The following is a 15,631-nucleotide window of genomic DNA, read 5'->3' on the forward strand; positions in this document are numbered from 1 at the left end:
CTCCCCATCTCCCCTACAGTACGCTCTCCGAGGCCAGGACGGGTTAGGGGCGAAAGGAGCGGTATTTTACGGGGATGGGTCGGTTTTCGAGCAAAATCCAGTTGTGTTAGAGGTATCGTTACCGAATGGTTCTTGGCAGTTGGCAGCAATTCCTACAGGTGGGTGGCCGAGGCAATCTCCTAGCTCTCGATGGCTGAGACTGGGGGGGGGTTCTTTGGCTGTACTGGCGGGGATTTTGGTGTTTGTGCTGGTACAAGCTCCGGCGCGATCGCGAGAAGCAGTGGAACGGGCAACAGTAGCTCTGCTGTTGGCGAACGAACAACTGCAAGCGATTTTGGAAGCGGTACCGGGAATGGTTTCTTGGATTAGCTCAGATTTGCACTATCTAGGCGTGAACCGGCATTTAGCGACGGCGTGCAAATTATCTCCAGAGGATTTTCAGGGTAAGGAAATTGGCTTTCTCAATGGCAATAATGAGTTTACGGAGTTAGTGCGCCAGTTTTTTACTAGGAGCGATCGCGAAGCTGTTTCTGAAGTCAGGTTAGAAGCTAATGGTATTACTCGTATTTATTTAATTGTTGCTCAAAAATACGACCGAGACAGAGCCGCATTTACTGTTGGGATTGACATCACTGAGCGCAAAATGGCTGAAGAACAGTTGCGTGCTTCGGAAGCCGAACTCAAAGCGTTGTTTGCGGCGATGACTGATATTATTACTGTGCGCGATCGCTTAGGCCGTTGTCTGAAAATTGCCTCCACGAATCCTTCTCTACTTTACCAACCAGCTTCGGAACTTCTCGGTCAAACTCTACACGAAGTCTTAGATCGGGAAACGGCGGACACATTTCTGGCTTACATTCACCATGCCCTAGAAATTCAGCAAACAGTCCAATTCGAGTACAGCTTGCCGATTGATAATGCGGATATGTGGTTTGCCGTCACAGTTTCGCCAATATTAAATGATTCGGTACTCTTAGTAGCGCGAGATGTAACTAAGTACAAGCGAACAGAAGAAGCTCTACGCCAAGCTGAAGAGAAATATCGTAGCATCTTTGAAAATGCGGTTGAAGGCATTTTCCAAACTCTCCCTAACGGGCGCTACATCAGCGCTAATCCTGCTTTAGCACGGATCTATGGCTACAATGACGCTGCGGAATTGATCGACAAACTCACCGCCAACGCTCAACTTTACGTTGACCCAAATCGACGTGCTGAGTTTACGGGTCAGATGCAATTGTACGACCGAGTTTCTAAGTTTGAGTCTCAAGTTTACCGCTCTGACGGTCAACCGATTTGGGTTTCCGAAAGTGCCCGCGCTGTCAGGGGGAAAAACGGCGAACTACTATATTACGAAGGCATTGTCGAAGACATCACCGAACGCAAGCGGGTAGAAGACGAATTGCTGCACAATGCTTTTCATGATGCTTTGACTGGTTTGCCCAATCGCTTGATGTTTATGGAGCGCGTCAGTCTGGCGATCAAACTAGCTAAGAAACAGTCAGACTATCGGTTTGCAGTGCTGTTTTTGGATCTCGATCGCTTCAAGGTAATCAATGATAGTCTCGGTCACATGGTGGGCGACCAACTGCTAATAGCTTTTGCTCAGCGTTTACAGGGTGTGGTGTGGGAAAGTCAACAGCTAGAAAATGACGAGCAAGTAGTAGCAATTGATGCTTCTAGTGCTTCTAGTGCTTCTAGTGCGATCGCTGGAGTATCTTTCACCATTGCGCGGCTGGGAGGAGACGAGTTTACAATCTTAGTTGAGGGTATCCAAGATGTCAGCGGCGCGACGGAAATAGCCGATCGCATTCACAAACAATTGAGTTTGCCTTTTAACCTCAACGGACTAGAAATCTTTACCACCACTAGCATTGGTATTGTACTCAATTGGGATTTGGGAGATGTCAAGGGGGGGGCGCAAACTCTACAACTCTGGACGGGCGGAGGAACGCAGTCCTTACAATGTAAAACCGAGCAACATTGTGAGGATGTATGTAATTTCTCCCCAATTCGCCATTCTCAATTCCCAATTCGCCATTCCGCAGAGGATTTGCTGCGAGATGCTGATATTGCTATGTACCAGGCTAAAGCAAGGGGTAAGGCTCGTTCTGCTGTGTTCGATCAGGCTATGTACGCTGGTGCTGTGGCGCGGTTGCAGTTAGAAACTGATTTGCGGCGGGCAATTTCTGCCCAAGAGTTTCAAGTTTATTACCAGCCGATAGTGTGTTTGGCAAACGGTAGGATTAGTGGTTTTGAAGCACTGGTGCGCTGGCAACACCCCCATCGCGGGCTGGTTTCGCCTTCGTCGTTTATACCGCTTGCGGAAGAAACGGGTTTAATTATTCCTTTGGGCAGTTGGGTTTTGTGGGAAGCCACGCGCCAAATGCGGGCTTGGCAGTTACAGTTTCAGTCCAATCCGCCAATAGCGATTAGTGTGAATTTGTCTGGTCAACAGTTTTCGCAGCCTGATTTGATTGATAAATTTAAGCAAATTTTGCAGGAGACTGGGTTGGAGGGAAGTAGTTTGAAGTTGGAGATTACGGAAAGTGTGATTACGGAGGGGGCGGGCAATGCTAGGACAATCCTCAAGCGGTTGAGGGATTTGAATATTCAGTTGTGCATTGATGATTTTGGTACTGGTTATTCGTCTTTGAGCCGCTTACATCATTTTCCGATTAATACTTTGAAGATCGATCGCTCTTTTGTCAGCAGGATGGGGAAGACTGGGCGAGCTCGCAGTAGTGGTCTTGGGGAGATCGTGCAGACGATTGTGATGCTGGCTCACAATTTGGGGATGGATGCGATCGCTGAAGGTGTGGAAACTGCCGAACAATTAGCCCAGTTAAAATTATATAATTGCGAATACGGTCAAGGATACTTTTTCTCTAAGCCATTGACAAGTATTGCTGCAACGGCAATGTTAGCTGCTCAAGATTATAATATTAATTAATTAATTGTATAATATTAAGTTCCGTAGGAGCGGGTTCGCCTTTGATCCTCGATCGATATCGACAAATCTTATCAACCCGCCCCGCCCATACTTAACAGTTAACAGTTATAGCAGTTGCCAAGGCAGTTAGGACATTCTGAATTTAAAACCCTGATTCTAAACCCTTCTTCCGTCTTCCCTAGTCCCTAGCCCCTAGCCCCTAGCCCCTCTTAAACCGCCTTGGCGGTTGCTATAACAAAGATGAGTGAATTTTAGACTGCTCGATTTCGCGACCAATAAACACCAACTTTGTCTCCCGCCGTTCTGAAGTTTGCCAAGGACGGTCATAGAAATATTCTATACGGGAACCTACTCCTTGCAACACTAAACGCATCGACTTTTTGGGAACGGCAACAAAACCTTTAATGCGGTAAATTTCTTGTTCTTGCACTAATTCTTGCAGTTTTTCCACCAAGCTTTGAGGCTCAAATTCCTGTTCTGCAATTAAGTATACTGAATTAATTTCATCATCATGATCGTGTTCTTCTTCTGTATCATGGTGACTAGGACGAGCATCTAAGTTATCCTCAACAGCCGCATTAAATCCTAACAGGACATTGGGATTAATTTGACCGCCTTGACAATGTACTATTTTAACACTTTTCTGCACCTGTTGTTTTAACCAATCTTCGACTTTAATTTGGGTTTGAGAGTCAACACAATCTACTTTAGTTAATAGCACCAAATCAGCACAGGCTAACTGGTCTTCAAAAAGTTCTTCTATCGGTGTTTCATGGTCTAAATTGGGGTCAGCGTGACGCTGAGCTTCTAATGCGTCGAGATCTCCGACAAGAGTACCATTTGCTATAGCTTCGCAGTCTACAACTGCAACCACCCCATCTACTGTCGCCCCAGTGCGAATTTCTGGCCATCGAAAAGCTTGAATTAAAGGTTTAGGAAGTGCTAAACCAGAGGTTTCGATTAAGATACAATCAATCTGCTCTCGCCGTTGCAATAATTGCTGCATTGTGGGCAGAAATTCTTCTTGAACTGTGCAACACAGGCAACCGTTTGTAAGTTCGACAATGTTTGTATTAGCATTGGCATTTGGTGCATCTTCTTCATCGCAAACTTGGCAGGAACGCAGGAGTTCTCCATCAATTCCTATTTCGCCAAATTCATTAACAATCACAGCAATTCTCCGCCCTTGATTGTTTTGCAACAAATTACGAATTGTGGTAGTTTTGCCGCTGCCGAGAAAGCCTGTGATTACAGTAACGGGAATTTTTGCGCTCATGGAAAGTCCAGTAATTTTTACTATTTGTGATTGTTTGGGACTGCATACGTAATGCTTCCGTAACGTCGCTCTCTGGGCAGTTCAATTACCACCCAGGGGGAGGCATTACGGATTAATTTGGTAGCGGTGGAATCCGGGCAACGATGCCTTTTTTTAGCGGTTCTGGTCGCTCCGACCAAGGCAATAAACCATCAGGTTTTGCATAGTATTGGCTAGCACATTCTAGCACTGCGGCGGCACTTTCACCTTCGTTGGCGGGTAAGTCACCGAAGAGATAAGTATATTTCCCAGAAGCGGCAAAAGAAACGGCACAAGAACGATTACAAGCACTCATGCAGTTGACTTCTTGAATCTGGAAATCATCTCGCAATTCCCAATTTTTTGCTAAGTGCGAGACTTGTTCTAATAGGTGTTCGCCGCCGCTTTTACCTTCTCGTTTTCCATCTTTCCAAATGCTAGCGCAGGCGGTACAAACAAATAGAGTATGTTGAGTTTTCATCAATGAATCATCCTGAGAATTTAATCTAATTCCACCCTGAAATTGGGGTGATAAGTCCAACAATTTGCCAACAAAAGTTACGATATTTCAACCAATTTTCAGGAACGGATAAAGTCAGAAGGTTTACCTGCTTTATCTACTGCTTGCAGTGTCAATTTCACTGGTGACTGAGGCGCGGTAGCTTCTGCTCAAATGATACAATTTGACTTAGAGGCGGCTCTACGCTCAGTCGGACTGTTGGTTTTGTTACTTGTAAAAACCCTACCCAACCATAGACAGTAATGCTCATCACAAAAATGATGCTGAGCGGCATTAACTTGAATTTTGACATTTTAGTTTTGGTTTGCTACTATTAAAGCTGATGGCTATTTCTGACAGCTTTAATGGCAACTAACCATCAAAGTATGATGACGTAGAGAATGTACTTTGTTGTGAACTGCTGGATGACTGGCGAAGTAAATTGTCCAGAGTTTTAAAGCACAAAGCGAGATATAGAGTGTCGCTTGTAGTGCTTTTGATAAAGCAAAGTTTGCTGTCTGTTTCTGAACTAAAAGAAGTGATTGCGTAGTCATCATGTACCTCGCTGATGAATTTAGAATAATTAAAACAGTGGTGGGCATTCTGGCTTGGAGATTTGGGTGATTTCTCCTTTACAGTTGCGGGACAGCGTTGGATTTGCACCGAACTTTCCCCGTTACCTCTAGCGGGTGCTCCCCGCTAGAACCGACTGAGTTTTAGCATTGTATCACACTTGCTGTCTTTGAGGAAGAGATTGGAGGCTGAGTAAAAATACTTGGGGTTTGAGGAGTAGTGAAGGCTGGTGCGATCGCAAGTGGCTGTGAGGATGCTAATTGCTCTCGAAATATTAATATAAATTAGCTTAAAATACTAAAATACTAATTAGTAATCCCAGCTCATGCCTGATGAAATTTGCGCTCGATTTAAAGTGTATTCATGGATATCAATAGGCTATAGTAAGAAGTGCGATCGCACTAGCGGAGTGAAAAAGAGTTACAATAGTCTCCGTACCTAAACAACCTAGAGTTAAACAGCATGACTTCACAGCAGATAGAACAACAGATTCAACCCAAAGCTATATCGTCACTAGAACCTCTAACTCCAGAACAAGTACAGAAGACTATTGATATGCTGGATGAATGGATGACGGACGAATCAGGATATGATGAAGAAACCTGGCCAGCACTAAAAGCAGCACTTGACAAAGAGCGAGATATAGTTTCAGCAGAGAGACTTTTTAATGAGTAAAATAGTTTTGTTAGATGCTGGGCCGCTAGGAATGATTAGCCACCCTCGGAACAATCCCGAAATCAAATTTTGGCTGGAAAATTTACTGCGAGCGGGAATTTCAGTAAAAGTGTCAGAAGTTGCTGACTATGAAGTTCGTCGCGAATTGCTTCGGCTTAATAAAGAGAAGGGACTTCAACGCCTCGACAATCTGATCGATCGACTTGGCTATACTCCTATTACCAGAGAAGTAATGTTGAAAGCTGCTGAATTCTGGGCTGATGCAAGAAAACAAGGTCAACCAACAGCAAACAATCAAGCTCTGGATGCAGATGTAATTTTAGCAGCACAGGCTTTCACTATTAGCAATCAAGGTGAAAATACCGTTATCGCTACTACAAATGTTAGACACTTAACTCGCTTTGTCCCAGCTAAAATCTGGAATGAGATCGCTTAAATCCTACAAAATTTATTTATATATTACCATCATTGATACCTGCCCAATTCAAAACTAACAAACGTGATACCATTAACGCCCTCAGCACAAACCCAAACTCGCAAAGCAGAACACATCCGTATTTGCCTCGAAGAAGATGTACAGTTTCATCAAACTACTAATGGACTCGAACGCTACCGTTTTGCTCACTGTTGCTTGCCAGAATTAAGTCTGAGCGAGATTGATTTAAGTACAAAATTCCTCGGCAAAAAAATGGCTGCACCGCTACTAATTTCTTCTATGACTGGGGGCACTGAATTAGCCCAGACAATTAATTATCGCTTAGCAGATGTTGCCCAACATTATAAAATTGCAATGGGTGTTGGTTCTCAGCGCGTAGCTTTAGAAAAGCCGGAATTAGCTGATACTTTTACCGTGCGGCAGAGAGCTCCTGATATTCTTTTATTTGCTAATATCGGAGCCGTGCAGCTAAACTATAACTACGGTCTAGAACAATGCCAACAAGCGATCGATATTTTAGAAGCAGATGCTTTGATTCTGCATCTCAATCCCTTGCAAGAGTGCATTCAAACTGAAGGTGATACTAACTTTAAAGGATTGCTTGATAAAATATCTAAATTGTGCTATAAATTGCCAGTACCAGTGATTGCTAAAGAAGTCGGCAATGGCATTTCTGGAGTGATGGCAATGAAATTACTCGAAGCTGGTGTAAGTGCGATTGACGTTGCTGGAGCTGGTGGCACTTCTTGGGCAAAAATAGAAGGAGAACGGGCAAAAAATGCTAAACAGCGCAGGCTAGGCAGCACATTTGCGGACTGGGGAGTACCAACCGCCGAGTGCATTGTTAACGTCCGCACCGCAGCGCCAAAAGTCCCGCTAATTGCCTCTGGAGGATTGCGAAATGGGTTAGATGTAGCAAAAGCGATCGCGCTGGGAGCCGACATAGCTGGACTAGCATGGCCTCTTCTACAAGCAGCAGCCGAATCAGAAGCAGCCGTTAACGAGCTAGTTGAAATTTTAATCGCAGAGATCGCCACAGTTCTATTCTGTACAGGTAGTTCTAACCTCCACGATCTAAAAAATTCTGGAGTTTTGTCAACTATTAACTGTTAACTATTAACTGTTAACCACTAACCAATCACCACTAACCAATAACAATGAAAGATTTTCTAAAATATACCTTTGCTAGCTTACTGGGAAACCTGCTAGGACTTGGCCTTATTTTCACTCTAGGATTTGGGGGACTGGTGATTTTGATAGTTGCTGCTGCCTCCAAAGAATCAGGGCCACAAGTTAAAGACAAATCTGTAATTGTTTTAGACCTTTCACTAAACATTACTGACTCCAAACCTAACACTACAATCGGAGAAGCGCTCTCTGAAGACCGCTCAGACACGATGACTCTCCGAAGCGTTTTAGATGCTTTAGAAACAGCTAAAAAAGACCCCAAAATTGTCGGACTATATCTTCAAGGTAGTGCCGATAGCGGTAGTACGGGCTGGGCAAATCTCAAGGAAATACGCTTGGCTCTCCAGAATTTCCAAAAGTCAAAAAAACCCATTTTTGCCTATGATATGGACTGGACAGAACGGGAATATTATCTCGGTTCAGTTGCGAACACGATTGCTGTTAACCCTCTTGGGGGTGTAGAAATCAACGGTTTTAGCAGCGAACAGATGTTCTTATCAGGTGCGCTGGAAAAATTTGGCATTGGCGTACAAGTTACCCGTGTGGGCAAATATAAGTCAGCCGTAGAACCATTTTTGCTCAAAAAAATGAGCCCAGAAAATCGGCAACAAACAGAACAGTGGTTGGGAGATATTTGGAGCGAATTTCTGAATACAGTTACACAGAACCGGAAATTAAAAACAAGTCAATTACAAGCGATCGCAGACAATCGCGGCACCTTAATGGCAGATGAAGCTCTCAACAGCAAGCTGATTGATAAAGTCGCTTACTTTGATGAAATAGTTGCAGAGCTCAAGAAACTCACAGGAATAGATCGAGAGAATAAATCTTTCAAGCAAATCACCCTGAAAAATTACACCAAAATTGGTGAAAATAAAACCCAAAATGCTCGTGCTGACGATAAGAAACAAATTGCAGTGATCTATGCTGAAGGTGACATCGTTGACGGCGAAGGTAGCCCAACTCAAGTAGGAGGCGATCGCATTGCTAAAGAACTGCGAGAATTGCGAGAAAATGAAAACGTTAAAGCAGTAGTCCTGCGCGTCAACAGTCCCGGTGGTAGCGCCACCGCCTCTGAAGTAATTGGCCGAGAAGTAGTGCTCACCCGCAAGAAGAAACCAGTAATAGTTTCAATGGGTAACTTAGCAGCTTCCGGCGGCTATTGGATCTCGATGAATGCCAACCGAATTTTTGCCGAACCCAATACAATTACAGGTTCTATTGGCGTTTTTGGTTTGCTGATGAATGCCCAAAGGCTAGCTAATAATAATGGCATTTCTTGGGATACTGTAAAGACTGGTCGCTATGCAGATTCAGAAACTATTTCCCGTCCCAAAACTCCTCAAGAATTAGCAAATATACAGAGAGTAGTCGATCGAATTTATGACCGATTTACCCAGAAAGTAGCACAGTCCCGCAAGCTACCGTTGGCCAAGGTACAAGAAATTGCTCAAGGGCGAGTTTGGTCGGGTTCGGCGGCGAAGCAATTGGGTTTAGTGGATGAAATAGGAGGTATAGAAAACGCGATTCAAGCAGCAGCAAAGCAAGCCAAATTAGGAGATAACTGGCACTTAGAAGAGTACCCTAAACGCCGCAGTTTAGAGGAACGAATTTTGGAAAGATTGTCAGGAGTTCGCGTTTCTAAACCAGATGTAAGGCTCGATCCACTGACGGCAGAGTTTAATAAATTTCAACATGAAATGATGATTTTAAAATCTATGAATGACCCTCATGGCATTTATACTCGTTTGCCTTTTAATTTGCGAATTGATTAACCGTTAGCTGTTAACGGTGAACAGTTAAAGGTTAAACTGATTGAGTAATGTTGAAAAGCAAGCGCAAATCCAAGAAATCGAAACAGAAGCGAAGCATTACTAACACCCCAAAACTCACCAAGAAGGCACTAGCTGTACAAAAGCGCAAAGCAGCACGCCAAAAGCAAGAAGCCATGAAAGCGTTCGCTACTTTTGGATCTATTGGTGCATTAATTGGGATGATTTTCTTATTACTAGGTAAGGTTAAAATAGCTATTGCCGGGGGTGGCGGTGCGGCAATTTTAATGCTTTCCTATAAATATCCTCGTCAAGCTCTTTGGGCTTTTTTCATCTACTTACCTTTCAGTGGTACAGTTACTTATTGGATAGGTGGTGGCAATGCAATTTTCCAAATAGCTAAAGATGCTTTCTACATCCCAGCTCTAATTGCGCTGATTCAAAATTGCAAAAAGAAAAGGCTACCTTTCATAATTCCTAAAAATTTGATTCCCACTTTTAGTATCGTGTTGGTTTTTGCTTTCTTGACTCTAATTTTTGCTAATGGAGGATTGCAGCTTAACCCTGGACGTGACAAACCTATTTTACAAGGAATTCTAGGATTGAAAGTGCTGCTCGGATACTCGGCACTAATTCCTTGTATGTATTATTTAATTCGTAATAAACAGGATTTGTTATTTTTTACCCGGATGCACTTGCTGCTGGCAATCGCTTGTTGTACTCTCGGTTTAATTCAATATTTTATGTTAACAAGTGGGAAATGTCCAGGCACTAGAGGACTGACGGGAGAGCTGTTATTTAAAGCAACTTTAACTGCCAAGTGTTTTGTAGGAGGATCGCTTGTATTTAGTCCAGAGGTAAATATGATCCGCCTACCTGGGACGTTTGTAGCACCTTGGCAGTGGGCATGGTTTTTAATTGCTAATGCCTTTTTAACTTTCGCTTCTGCCTTTAGCGATCCTTCCTTGTGGTGGCGGATGATGGGTTTAGGAGGTATGGCATTAGTGTTTATAAATGCTGTTATTTCTGGTCAAAGAGCTGCCTTAATTGTTGTTCCGGTTGCTATTGTGATTCTACTAATTCTTACAGGTGAATTGGTTAACTTTAAACGGTTTATTCCCATTGGCGTAGGTTTAACCATTCTCCTCTGTATAGGTGCTGCCACTAACCCACAAATAGTTGAACAAAGGTGGGAGAGTTTTGTCAGTCGTTGGAATGCTGCACCGCCTCAACAATTTCTATTTAATCAATTTCAACAAAGCCATAATTTTATTGACGGACATTTATTAGGTATCGGGTTGGGCAAAGCTACCAATTCCACCCGTTTTTTAGGTGCTACACAGTTAATTGAAACCTACCAACCCAAGCTGATATACGAACTTGGCTATCCTGGTGCAATTGCATTTCAAATGATGTTTTTGCACTTAACTTTCCTAACTTTCAAAGCTTACCGCTCTGTGCGTGACCGAAGTTTGCGAATTTACGGGGCTAGTTTTTGGGTATTTATTGGCTTTATTAGCGTCAATCCTCAATACTATCCTTTAGATGTCGATCCAGTAACGGTTTATTACTGGATGTTGGCAGGAGTGGTATTTAAGTTACCCAAAATTGAGCAGCAACTAGAAGCTGAAAACCCTCAAAAACTCGTGCTAAAAAATTTATCAAGAGGCCAACAGCTTAAAGAGAAAAAAATTATAGAAAGCTCTCCAATTTAAGTGTTGAAAACTTTATATCGCAACCGTCTTGGGGGTTAGGACGTTCTGAATTCCTAAAACCATTCATTCTATTCCCTTCTTCCCCTAGCCCCTAGCCCCTAATCCCTAGCTATAGCATCTTGCGATCGATATGCCGTGAAAGCATCAAACTCTGTTTGATTCTGCCAAGAATAGCATCAAGCATTTTTTTCCGCGAGGGAGTTTTTCCTCTCACAGATGCGCCTAATTCCCAGCAGAGAAGATTGAGATCGGTTAAGTTCATATCCGACAATTTCTGCTTGACTTCTTCCTCATTTCCAGCTTTAGCTTTTAAACGGAGTTCTTCATAAACCTCTAGTACCTGTTCAGGAGATAAATTCTGAGATTCGTTAGCAGTTGAAGTGAGTTGAGATACTTTTGATTCCGAGTTTTTTGGGGCAGAATTTAATCCACGCTTCACCTTAGTTTCAATCCGAGTCAATTTTCTAGAAACTTCTCGCATTATTGCTTTAAGTTCAGTAATTTCGTCAGTTAGCTCTACAATCTCTTCGTCATCATTCTGAAACATTTCTTCTTTTTTCATTTCAGATACTCCGCACATTCGCGCCACAATTCGTCAAAGTCTGTTACTATGTCTGCGGGTAATTCTCCTTCATTTATTGCCCGTTTAATTCCCACAGTTTCTCGAATAGTAGATTCCAAAAACTTAATTGGTATGTTATTCTCTGCGGCTGCTTCAGCGCAAATCCTCTTATCCTCTCTCATGTAAAATTGTACTTCATTTGTCAGCAGACCTCCGTAGGTTTTGGCTTTATTCATAAATACAGCTATTTTGGGAAAAGGAAAAGGTTCTATTCTTCTTTTGAGAGAGTTGAGAAGTAAGCTCAATCCTCTGGAACCAAAATAATCAGGATTTACAGGAATTAATACCAAGTCGCAGCAGGAGAGTACGCTGTAGGAAAGTAGGTTAAAGGAAGGAGAACAGTCAAAAAGGATAAAGTCATAATTTGGTAAATGGGAAGAATTTGTGATTTTGCCCACAAAACTACGGATAAAATCTTTAACATTTTTTGCTTGAAATCCCTCAAGTTCTAACCAGTACAATTCTTCAACTGACGGGATAAAATGCAACTGCTCATCAATTTCATATATACTGTCAAAACCAACAGGAAATTTAAAATTACTTCCGGCTTTTCTAAAAACTTCAATAGCATCATAAATGGTTTGGCGATATTTAATAGATCTTTCGTACCACTTGCCAAATTTGTCATCTAAATGACCTGTATTTTCATTTAGTCCGATGGCTTCAGTTAATGACATTTGTGGGTCGAGGTCAAACATTAAAGTTTGCCAGTTTGTTTCTTCGGAAAGCACTTTCCCTAGACACCAACTGACTGTGGTTTTTCCTACACCACCTTTGAAATTGATTACTGCTATTGTTTTAGGGCTCATGGATGCTCTGGTTTAAGTTTTCTGTAAGTATTTATTAAAACATATTATTGGGATTAGGAGAGTTCGCGATCGCGCCTAGTCTTTAATATTTACCTATTTACTGAATTGAGTTAGGTTTTAGTGTTGTTATCATGCTATAGTTAGATAGTATATTTATCTTTTCACGCATCGCACATAGCTATAATTAAAAATTTTCGAGCGATTCACAGCTCTTCTTATAATATCTGATGCTGGAGAGCGATTACAAGCTCAGTTATAGTATCTATAAACTTTATAACTTCCGCCGCACTTTTTTACCCAGAAAACAAAGGGTGGGAATTACCCACCCTTAAATTTTAACGCTTCACCAACTTCTTACTCACCTTCCGCAAGCGAATTGACTGAGGCGTTACCTCCACCAATTCATCGGGCCCAATATACTCCAAAGCACGTTCCAAACTCATATCTACAGGTGCTTGCAATTGTACTAATTCCTCACCGCCAGAGGCCCGGTGATTAGTTAACTGCTTCGACTTGCAAATATTGAGTTCCAAATCTTCACCGCGATTATTTTCACCAATAATCATCCCCCGATAAACCTTGGTTCCGGGAGTGATGAAAAAGACACCGCGATCTTCAGCATTTTGCAATGAATAATAGGTAGCGATTCCCTCTTCAAAAGAAATCAAAACTCCATTGCGACGAGCTGCAATTTCACCACCAAGCGGGCGATAATCTAGGAAACTATGATTCATAATTCCAGCGCCGCGAGTCAAACGCATAAACTCGCCTCGGAACCCAATCAAACCGCGTGCGGGAATTGAAAATTCTATTTGAGTGCGGCCATTTCCACCAACGTGCATATCCTGCATTTCTCCCTTGCGTTGGCCGAGACGTTCGATACAACCACCCACAGCTTCTTCGGGTACGTCTAAGACTAAACACTCAAAAGGTTCGCAGATTTTGCCAGCAACTTCACGATAGATAACTTGTGGTTGAGAAACTTGGAACTCGTAACCTTCCCGGCGCATATTTTCAATTAAAATACCCAGGTGTAATTCCCCGCGTCCCGATACTAAAAACTTATCAGGAGAGTCGGTTTCTTCTACGCGCAAGGCCACGTTAGTTTCTAATTCTCGCATTAAGCGATCGCGTACTTGTCGAGATGTCACCAACTTCCCTTCTTGACCAGCAAACGGCGAATCATTCACCGAAAACGTCATCTGCAAAGTCGGTTCGTCAACCTTAATCAACGGTAAAGCTTGCGGATCGTTGGGACAAGTTATCGTCTCGCCAATATTCGCCTCAGCAAAACCTGCCACTGCGACAATATTACCAGCAGAAGATTCTGGGATATCAATCCGCTTTAAACCATCAAATCCCATTAATTTTGTAATCTTGGATTTGATAATTGCGCCACTTTCTGTGATTAAAGCAGCTTGCTGACCCATTTTAATCGTACCATTATGAATGCGGCCGATCACAATTCGTCCCACATATTCGGAATAATCCAAAGTCGTAACTTGCAATTGTAGCGGCTTTTCTGGATCGCCAACTGGTGGCGGAACATGGTCTAAGATTTCTTCAAATAGAGGTTTCATGTCCACACCTTCATCTTCGAGGTGTTTTTTGGAATAACCCGCTAAACCCGAACCGAATAAGTAGGGAAATTCACACTGATCGTCATCAGCACCGAGTTCAAGAAATAAATCTAAAACTTTATCAACTGCTTTGTGGGGGTCAGCTCGTTCGCGGTCAATTTTGTTGACAAAAACAATCGGTCGCAGTCCTTTTTCTAAGGCTTTTTTGAGTACAAACCGAGTTTGTGGCATTGGCCCTTCATTGGCATCGACAATCAATAAACAACCGTCTACCATACCGAGCACTCGCTCAACTTCGCCACCGAAGTCAGCGTGTCCGGGGGTATCGACGATATTAATTAGAGTTTCTTTGTAGGTAACGGCTGTATTTTTGGAAAGGATGGTGATACCGCGTTCCCGCTCAATGTCATTGGAGTCCATGACGCAATCTGGAATTTCTTCCCCTTCACGGAAGATGCCGGATTGTCGGAGTAGAGCGTCTACAAGGGTAGTTTTGCCGTGATCTACGTGGGCGATGATAGCTATGTTGCGAATGGGAAGACTCATAAATTGCGTCTGGGACGTTCAGAGCGTTAACTAAAGATTTCTTAACAATTATAGCTTATGTGGTCAAGGGGTGTGTAGGGCGGCTGTATTATTTTGGAGTGCTCAGCGGCTACAATCAAGATTATGGAAGTAACACCGAGGGAAATTCAGCGTTATGCCACCCCAGATGGCAGGATTCCTTTCTCGGAGTGGTTAGACTCCCTCCGCGACTTTAAAGGCAAAGCTAAGATTGTTAAAAGGCTTGAGCGGGTTAGCAGTGGCAACCTTGGAGACTATCGCTCCCTGGGAGAGGGAGTCTGGGAATTTAGAATTGATTTTGGCCCTGGCTATCGGGTCTATTTTGGACAAGTAGGAGCAACTATAGTGCTTCTGCTATGTGGTGGAGATAAAAGCACTCAAGAGCAAGATATTCAAACGGCTAAGGAATTTTGGATAGAATACAGGAGTAGAGAAAATGCCTAAAAGTTTGCCTTACCATCCTTATAAGATTCAATCTCTGAAAGATTTTGTATTTGCTGCTGCTTACCTTACTGTCATTTTTGAAGAGGAAGAAGGAGATTTGGAACTGGGAATTATGCGAAATGCAATGAGAGATGTATTTGAGGCTCTGGGGGAACAAAATATGTCGGCTGAAGATGCTAAATTGCATTTGGAAAAATTAGATAATTTGTTGTCTGGCAAAGGCAGTGAAACGATTTATGCGTTAGCAAATTGGCTAAATACTTTGGGATTAAAGTTAACAGTTTCGGTGGCTGAAGCGGAACAAGTGGAAGGGGAAAATATTGAGCCAGTTGCTGACTTGGCAGAGGTTGGCAATGTTTGATATCTTCCACAATTGTCAAAAAGTTGTAGGGGCGGGTTCGCCAACAGGTTTAAACAGTACAGCAAAGGCTAAAAAACCCACCCCACACCACAATCAAGTCCTTAGCCATATTATGAATATTGACTTTTTGTTAATTTTAGGGTAGCAGT

16 protein-coding genes and 1 riboswitch are annotated in these 15,631 nt (G+C 42.8%); of the genes, 9 read left to right on the plus strand and 7 right to left on the minus strand.

Features of this window, described 5'->3' with window-relative positions; translation table 11 throughout:
• Positions 1-103: 103 nt before the first annotated feature.
• On the plus strand, positions 104-2,950 hold the full coding sequence (locus OSCI_RS04165; RefSeq protein ID WP_007353615.1) for a sensor domain-containing protein: 2,847 nt from the start codon (positions 104-106) through the stop codon (positions 2,948-2,950).
• Positions 2,951-3,179: 229 nt separating this feature from the next.
• Here the strand turns inward: OSCI_RS04165 and cobW are convergent, their stop codons facing one another.
• The 4 genes from cobW to OSCI_RS28195 all read right to left on the minus strand — a co-directional run bounded on the left by cobW (position 3,180) and on the right by OSCI_RS28195 (position 5,297).
• Positions 3,180-4,226, minus strand: a complete 1,047-nt coding sequence (gene cobW / locus OSCI_RS04170; protein WP_007353616.1) for a cobalamin biosynthesis protein CobW — start codon at positions 4,224-4,226, stop codon at positions 3,180-3,182.
• 112 nt (positions 4,227-4,338) lie between these two features.
• Complete coding sequence (locus tag OSCI_RS04175; RefSeq protein ID WP_007353617.1) at positions 4,339-4,725, minus strand: DUF1636 domain-containing protein; 387 nt, start codon at positions 4,723-4,725, stop codon at positions 4,339-4,341.
• A 157-nt stretch (positions 4,726-4,882) separates the two neighbouring features.
• Entirely contained in the window at positions 4,883-5,056 is a 174-nt protein-coding gene (locus OSCI_RS29585; protein ID WP_019487129.1) for a hypothetical protein, read from the minus strand.
• 49 nt (positions 5,057-5,105) lie between these two features.
• Positions 5,106-5,297 (minus strand): CbtB-domain containing protein, encoded by a 192-nt coding sequence (locus OSCI_RS28195; protein WP_071592475.1) that lies wholly within the window; start codon positions 5,295-5,297, stop codon positions 5,106-5,108.
• 21 nt (positions 5,298-5,318) lie between these two features.
• Positions 5,319-5,468, minus strand: a riboswitch (cobalamin riboswitch).
• A gap of 310 nt (positions 5,469-5,778) precedes the next feature.
• Between OSCI_RS28195 and OSCI_RS04180 the strand changes: the two genes are divergently transcribed.
• The 5 genes from OSCI_RS04180 (at position 5,779) to hpsL (ending at position 11,102) form a co-directional block, all read left to right on the plus strand.
• Complete coding sequence (locus OSCI_RS04180) at positions 5,779-5,991, plus strand: hypothetical protein (protein ID WP_007353619.1); 213 nt, start codon at positions 5,779-5,781, stop codon at positions 5,989-5,991.
• Positions 5,984-6,427, plus strand: coding sequence for a hypothetical protein (locus OSCI_RS04185; RefSeq protein WP_007353620.1), 444 nt, complete (start codon positions 5,984-5,986; stop codon positions 6,425-6,427). The genes OSCI_RS04180 and OSCI_RS04185 overlap by 8 nt, the downstream gene beginning before the upstream one ends.
• A gap of 63 nt (positions 6,428-6,490) precedes the next feature.
• A complete protein-coding gene (gene fni, locus OSCI_RS04190; protein ID WP_007353621.1) occupies positions 6,491-7,540 on the plus strand; it encodes a type 2 isopentenyl-diphosphate Delta-isomerase in 1,050 nt (349 codons plus the stop codon).
• A gap of 44 nt (positions 7,541-7,584) precedes the next feature.
• A complete protein-coding gene (sppA, locus tag OSCI_RS04195) occupies positions 7,585-9,390 on the plus strand; it encodes a signal peptide peptidase SppA (protein ID WP_007353622.1) in 1,806 nt (601 codons plus the stop codon).
• Between the two features lie 47 nt (positions 9,391-9,437).
• A complete protein-coding gene (gene hpsL, locus OSCI_RS04200) occupies positions 9,438-11,102 on the plus strand; it encodes a hormogonium polysaccharide biosynthesis protein HpsL (RefSeq protein ID WP_007353623.1) in 1,665 nt (554 codons plus the stop codon).
• A 109-nt stretch (positions 11,103-11,211) separates the two neighbouring features.
• Here hpsL and OSCI_RS04205 read toward each other — a convergent pair whose 3' ends face one another.
• The 3 genes from OSCI_RS04205 to typA all read right to left on the minus strand — a co-directional run bounded on the left by OSCI_RS04205 (position 11,212) and on the right by typA (position 14,659).
• Positions 11,212-11,664: a hypothetical protein gene (locus OSCI_RS04205; RefSeq protein ID WP_007353624.1), complete on the minus strand. Its 453-nt coding sequence runs from the start codon at positions 11,662-11,664 to the stop codon at positions 11,212-11,214.
• Complete coding sequence (locus OSCI_RS04210; protein WP_007353625.1) at positions 11,661-12,533, minus strand: ParA family protein; 873 nt, start codon at positions 12,531-12,533, stop codon at positions 11,661-11,663. The genes OSCI_RS04205 and OSCI_RS04210 overlap by 4 nt, the downstream gene beginning before the upstream one ends.
• 335 nt (positions 12,534-12,868) lie before the next feature.
• Positions 12,869-14,659: a translational GTPase TypA gene (gene typA, locus OSCI_RS04215; protein ID WP_007353626.1), complete on the minus strand. Its 1,791-nt coding sequence runs from the start codon at positions 14,657-14,659 to the stop codon at positions 12,869-12,871.
• Positions 14,660-14,782: 123 nt separating this feature from the next.
• Between typA and OSCI_RS04220 the strand changes: the two genes are divergently transcribed.
• From OSCI_RS04220 to OSCI_RS31275, 3 genes are read left to right on the plus strand one after another with little or no spacing between them, the layout of a single operon-like run.
• Positions 14,783-15,121 carry a type II toxin-antitoxin system RelE/ParE family toxin gene (locus tag OSCI_RS04220; protein ID WP_007353627.1) on the plus strand — a complete coding sequence of 113 codons (339 nt, stop codon included), beginning with the start codon at positions 14,783-14,785 and terminating at the stop codon, positions 15,119-15,121.
• Positions 15,114-15,482, plus strand: coding sequence for a DNA-binding protein (locus tag OSCI_RS04225; RefSeq protein WP_007353628.1), 369 nt, complete (start codon positions 15,114-15,116; stop codon positions 15,480-15,482). Before OSCI_RS04220 ends, OSCI_RS04225 begins: the two co-directional genes overlap by 8 nt.
• Positions 15,475-15,627 (plus strand): hypothetical protein, encoded by a 153-nt coding sequence (locus tag OSCI_RS31275; protein ID WP_019487128.1) that lies wholly within the window; start codon positions 15,475-15,477, stop codon positions 15,625-15,627. Before OSCI_RS04225 ends, OSCI_RS31275 begins: the two co-directional genes overlap by 8 nt.
• Positions 15,628-15,631: the final 4 nt, after the last annotated feature.

The organism is Kamptonema sp. PCC 6506 (assembly GCF_000180455.1).
Lineage (GTDB): Bacteria > Cyanobacteriota > Cyanobacteriia > Cyanobacteriales > Microcoleaceae > Kamptonema > Kamptonema formosum.

Coding starts and splice junctions, on each gene's coding strand:
- OSCI_RS04205 (WP_007353624.1), bottom strand. CDS start 11,664: ATGAAAAAAGAAGAAATGTTTCAGAATGATGACGAAGAGATTGTAGAG.
- OSCI_RS29585 (WP_019487129.1), bottom strand. CDS start 5,056: ATGTCAAAATTCAAGTTAATGCCGCTCAGCATCATTTTTGTGATGAGC.
- OSCI_RS04180 (WP_007353619.1), top strand. CDS start 5,779: ATGACTTCACAGCAGATAGAACAACAGATTCAACCCAAAGCTATATCG.
- hpsL (WP_007353623.1), top strand. CDS start 9,438: ATGTTGAAAAGCAAGCGCAAATCCAAGAAATCGAAACAGAAGCGAAGC.
- sppA (WP_007353622.1), top strand. CDS start 7,585: ATGAAAGATTTTCTAAAATATACCTTTGCTAGCTTACTGGGAAACCTG.
- OSCI_RS31275 (WP_019487128.1), top strand. CDS start 15,475: ATGTTTGATATCTTCCACAATTGTCAAAAAGTTGTAGGGGCGGGTTCG.
- OSCI_RS04175 (WP_007353617.1), bottom strand. CDS start 4,725: ATGAAAACTCAACATACTCTATTTGTTTGTACCGCCTGCGCTAGCATT.
- OSCI_RS04210 (WP_007353625.1), bottom strand. CDS start 12,533: ATGAGCCCTAAAACAATAGCAGTAATCAATTTCAAAGGTGGTGTAGGA.
- cobW (WP_007353616.1), bottom strand. CDS start 4,226: ATGAGCGCAAAAATTCCCGTTACTGTAATCACAGGCTTTCTCGGCAGC.
- OSCI_RS04225 (WP_007353628.1), top strand. CDS start 15,114: ATGCCTAAAAGTTTGCCTTACCATCCTTATAAGATTCAATCTCTGAAA.
- OSCI_RS28195 (WP_071592475.1), bottom strand. CDS start 5,297: ATGACTACGCAATCACTTCTTTTAGTTCAGAAACAGACAGCAAACTTT.
- OSCI_RS04185 (WP_007353620.1), top strand. CDS start 5,984: ATGAGTAAAATAGTTTTGTTAGATGCTGGGCCGCTAGGAATGATTAGC.
- typA (WP_007353626.1), bottom strand. CDS start 14,659: ATGAGTCTTCCCATTCGCAACATAGCTATCATCGCCCACGTAGATCAC.
- OSCI_RS04220 (WP_007353627.1), top strand. CDS start 14,783: ATGGAAGTAACACCGAGGGAAATTCAGCGTTATGCCACCCCAGATGGC.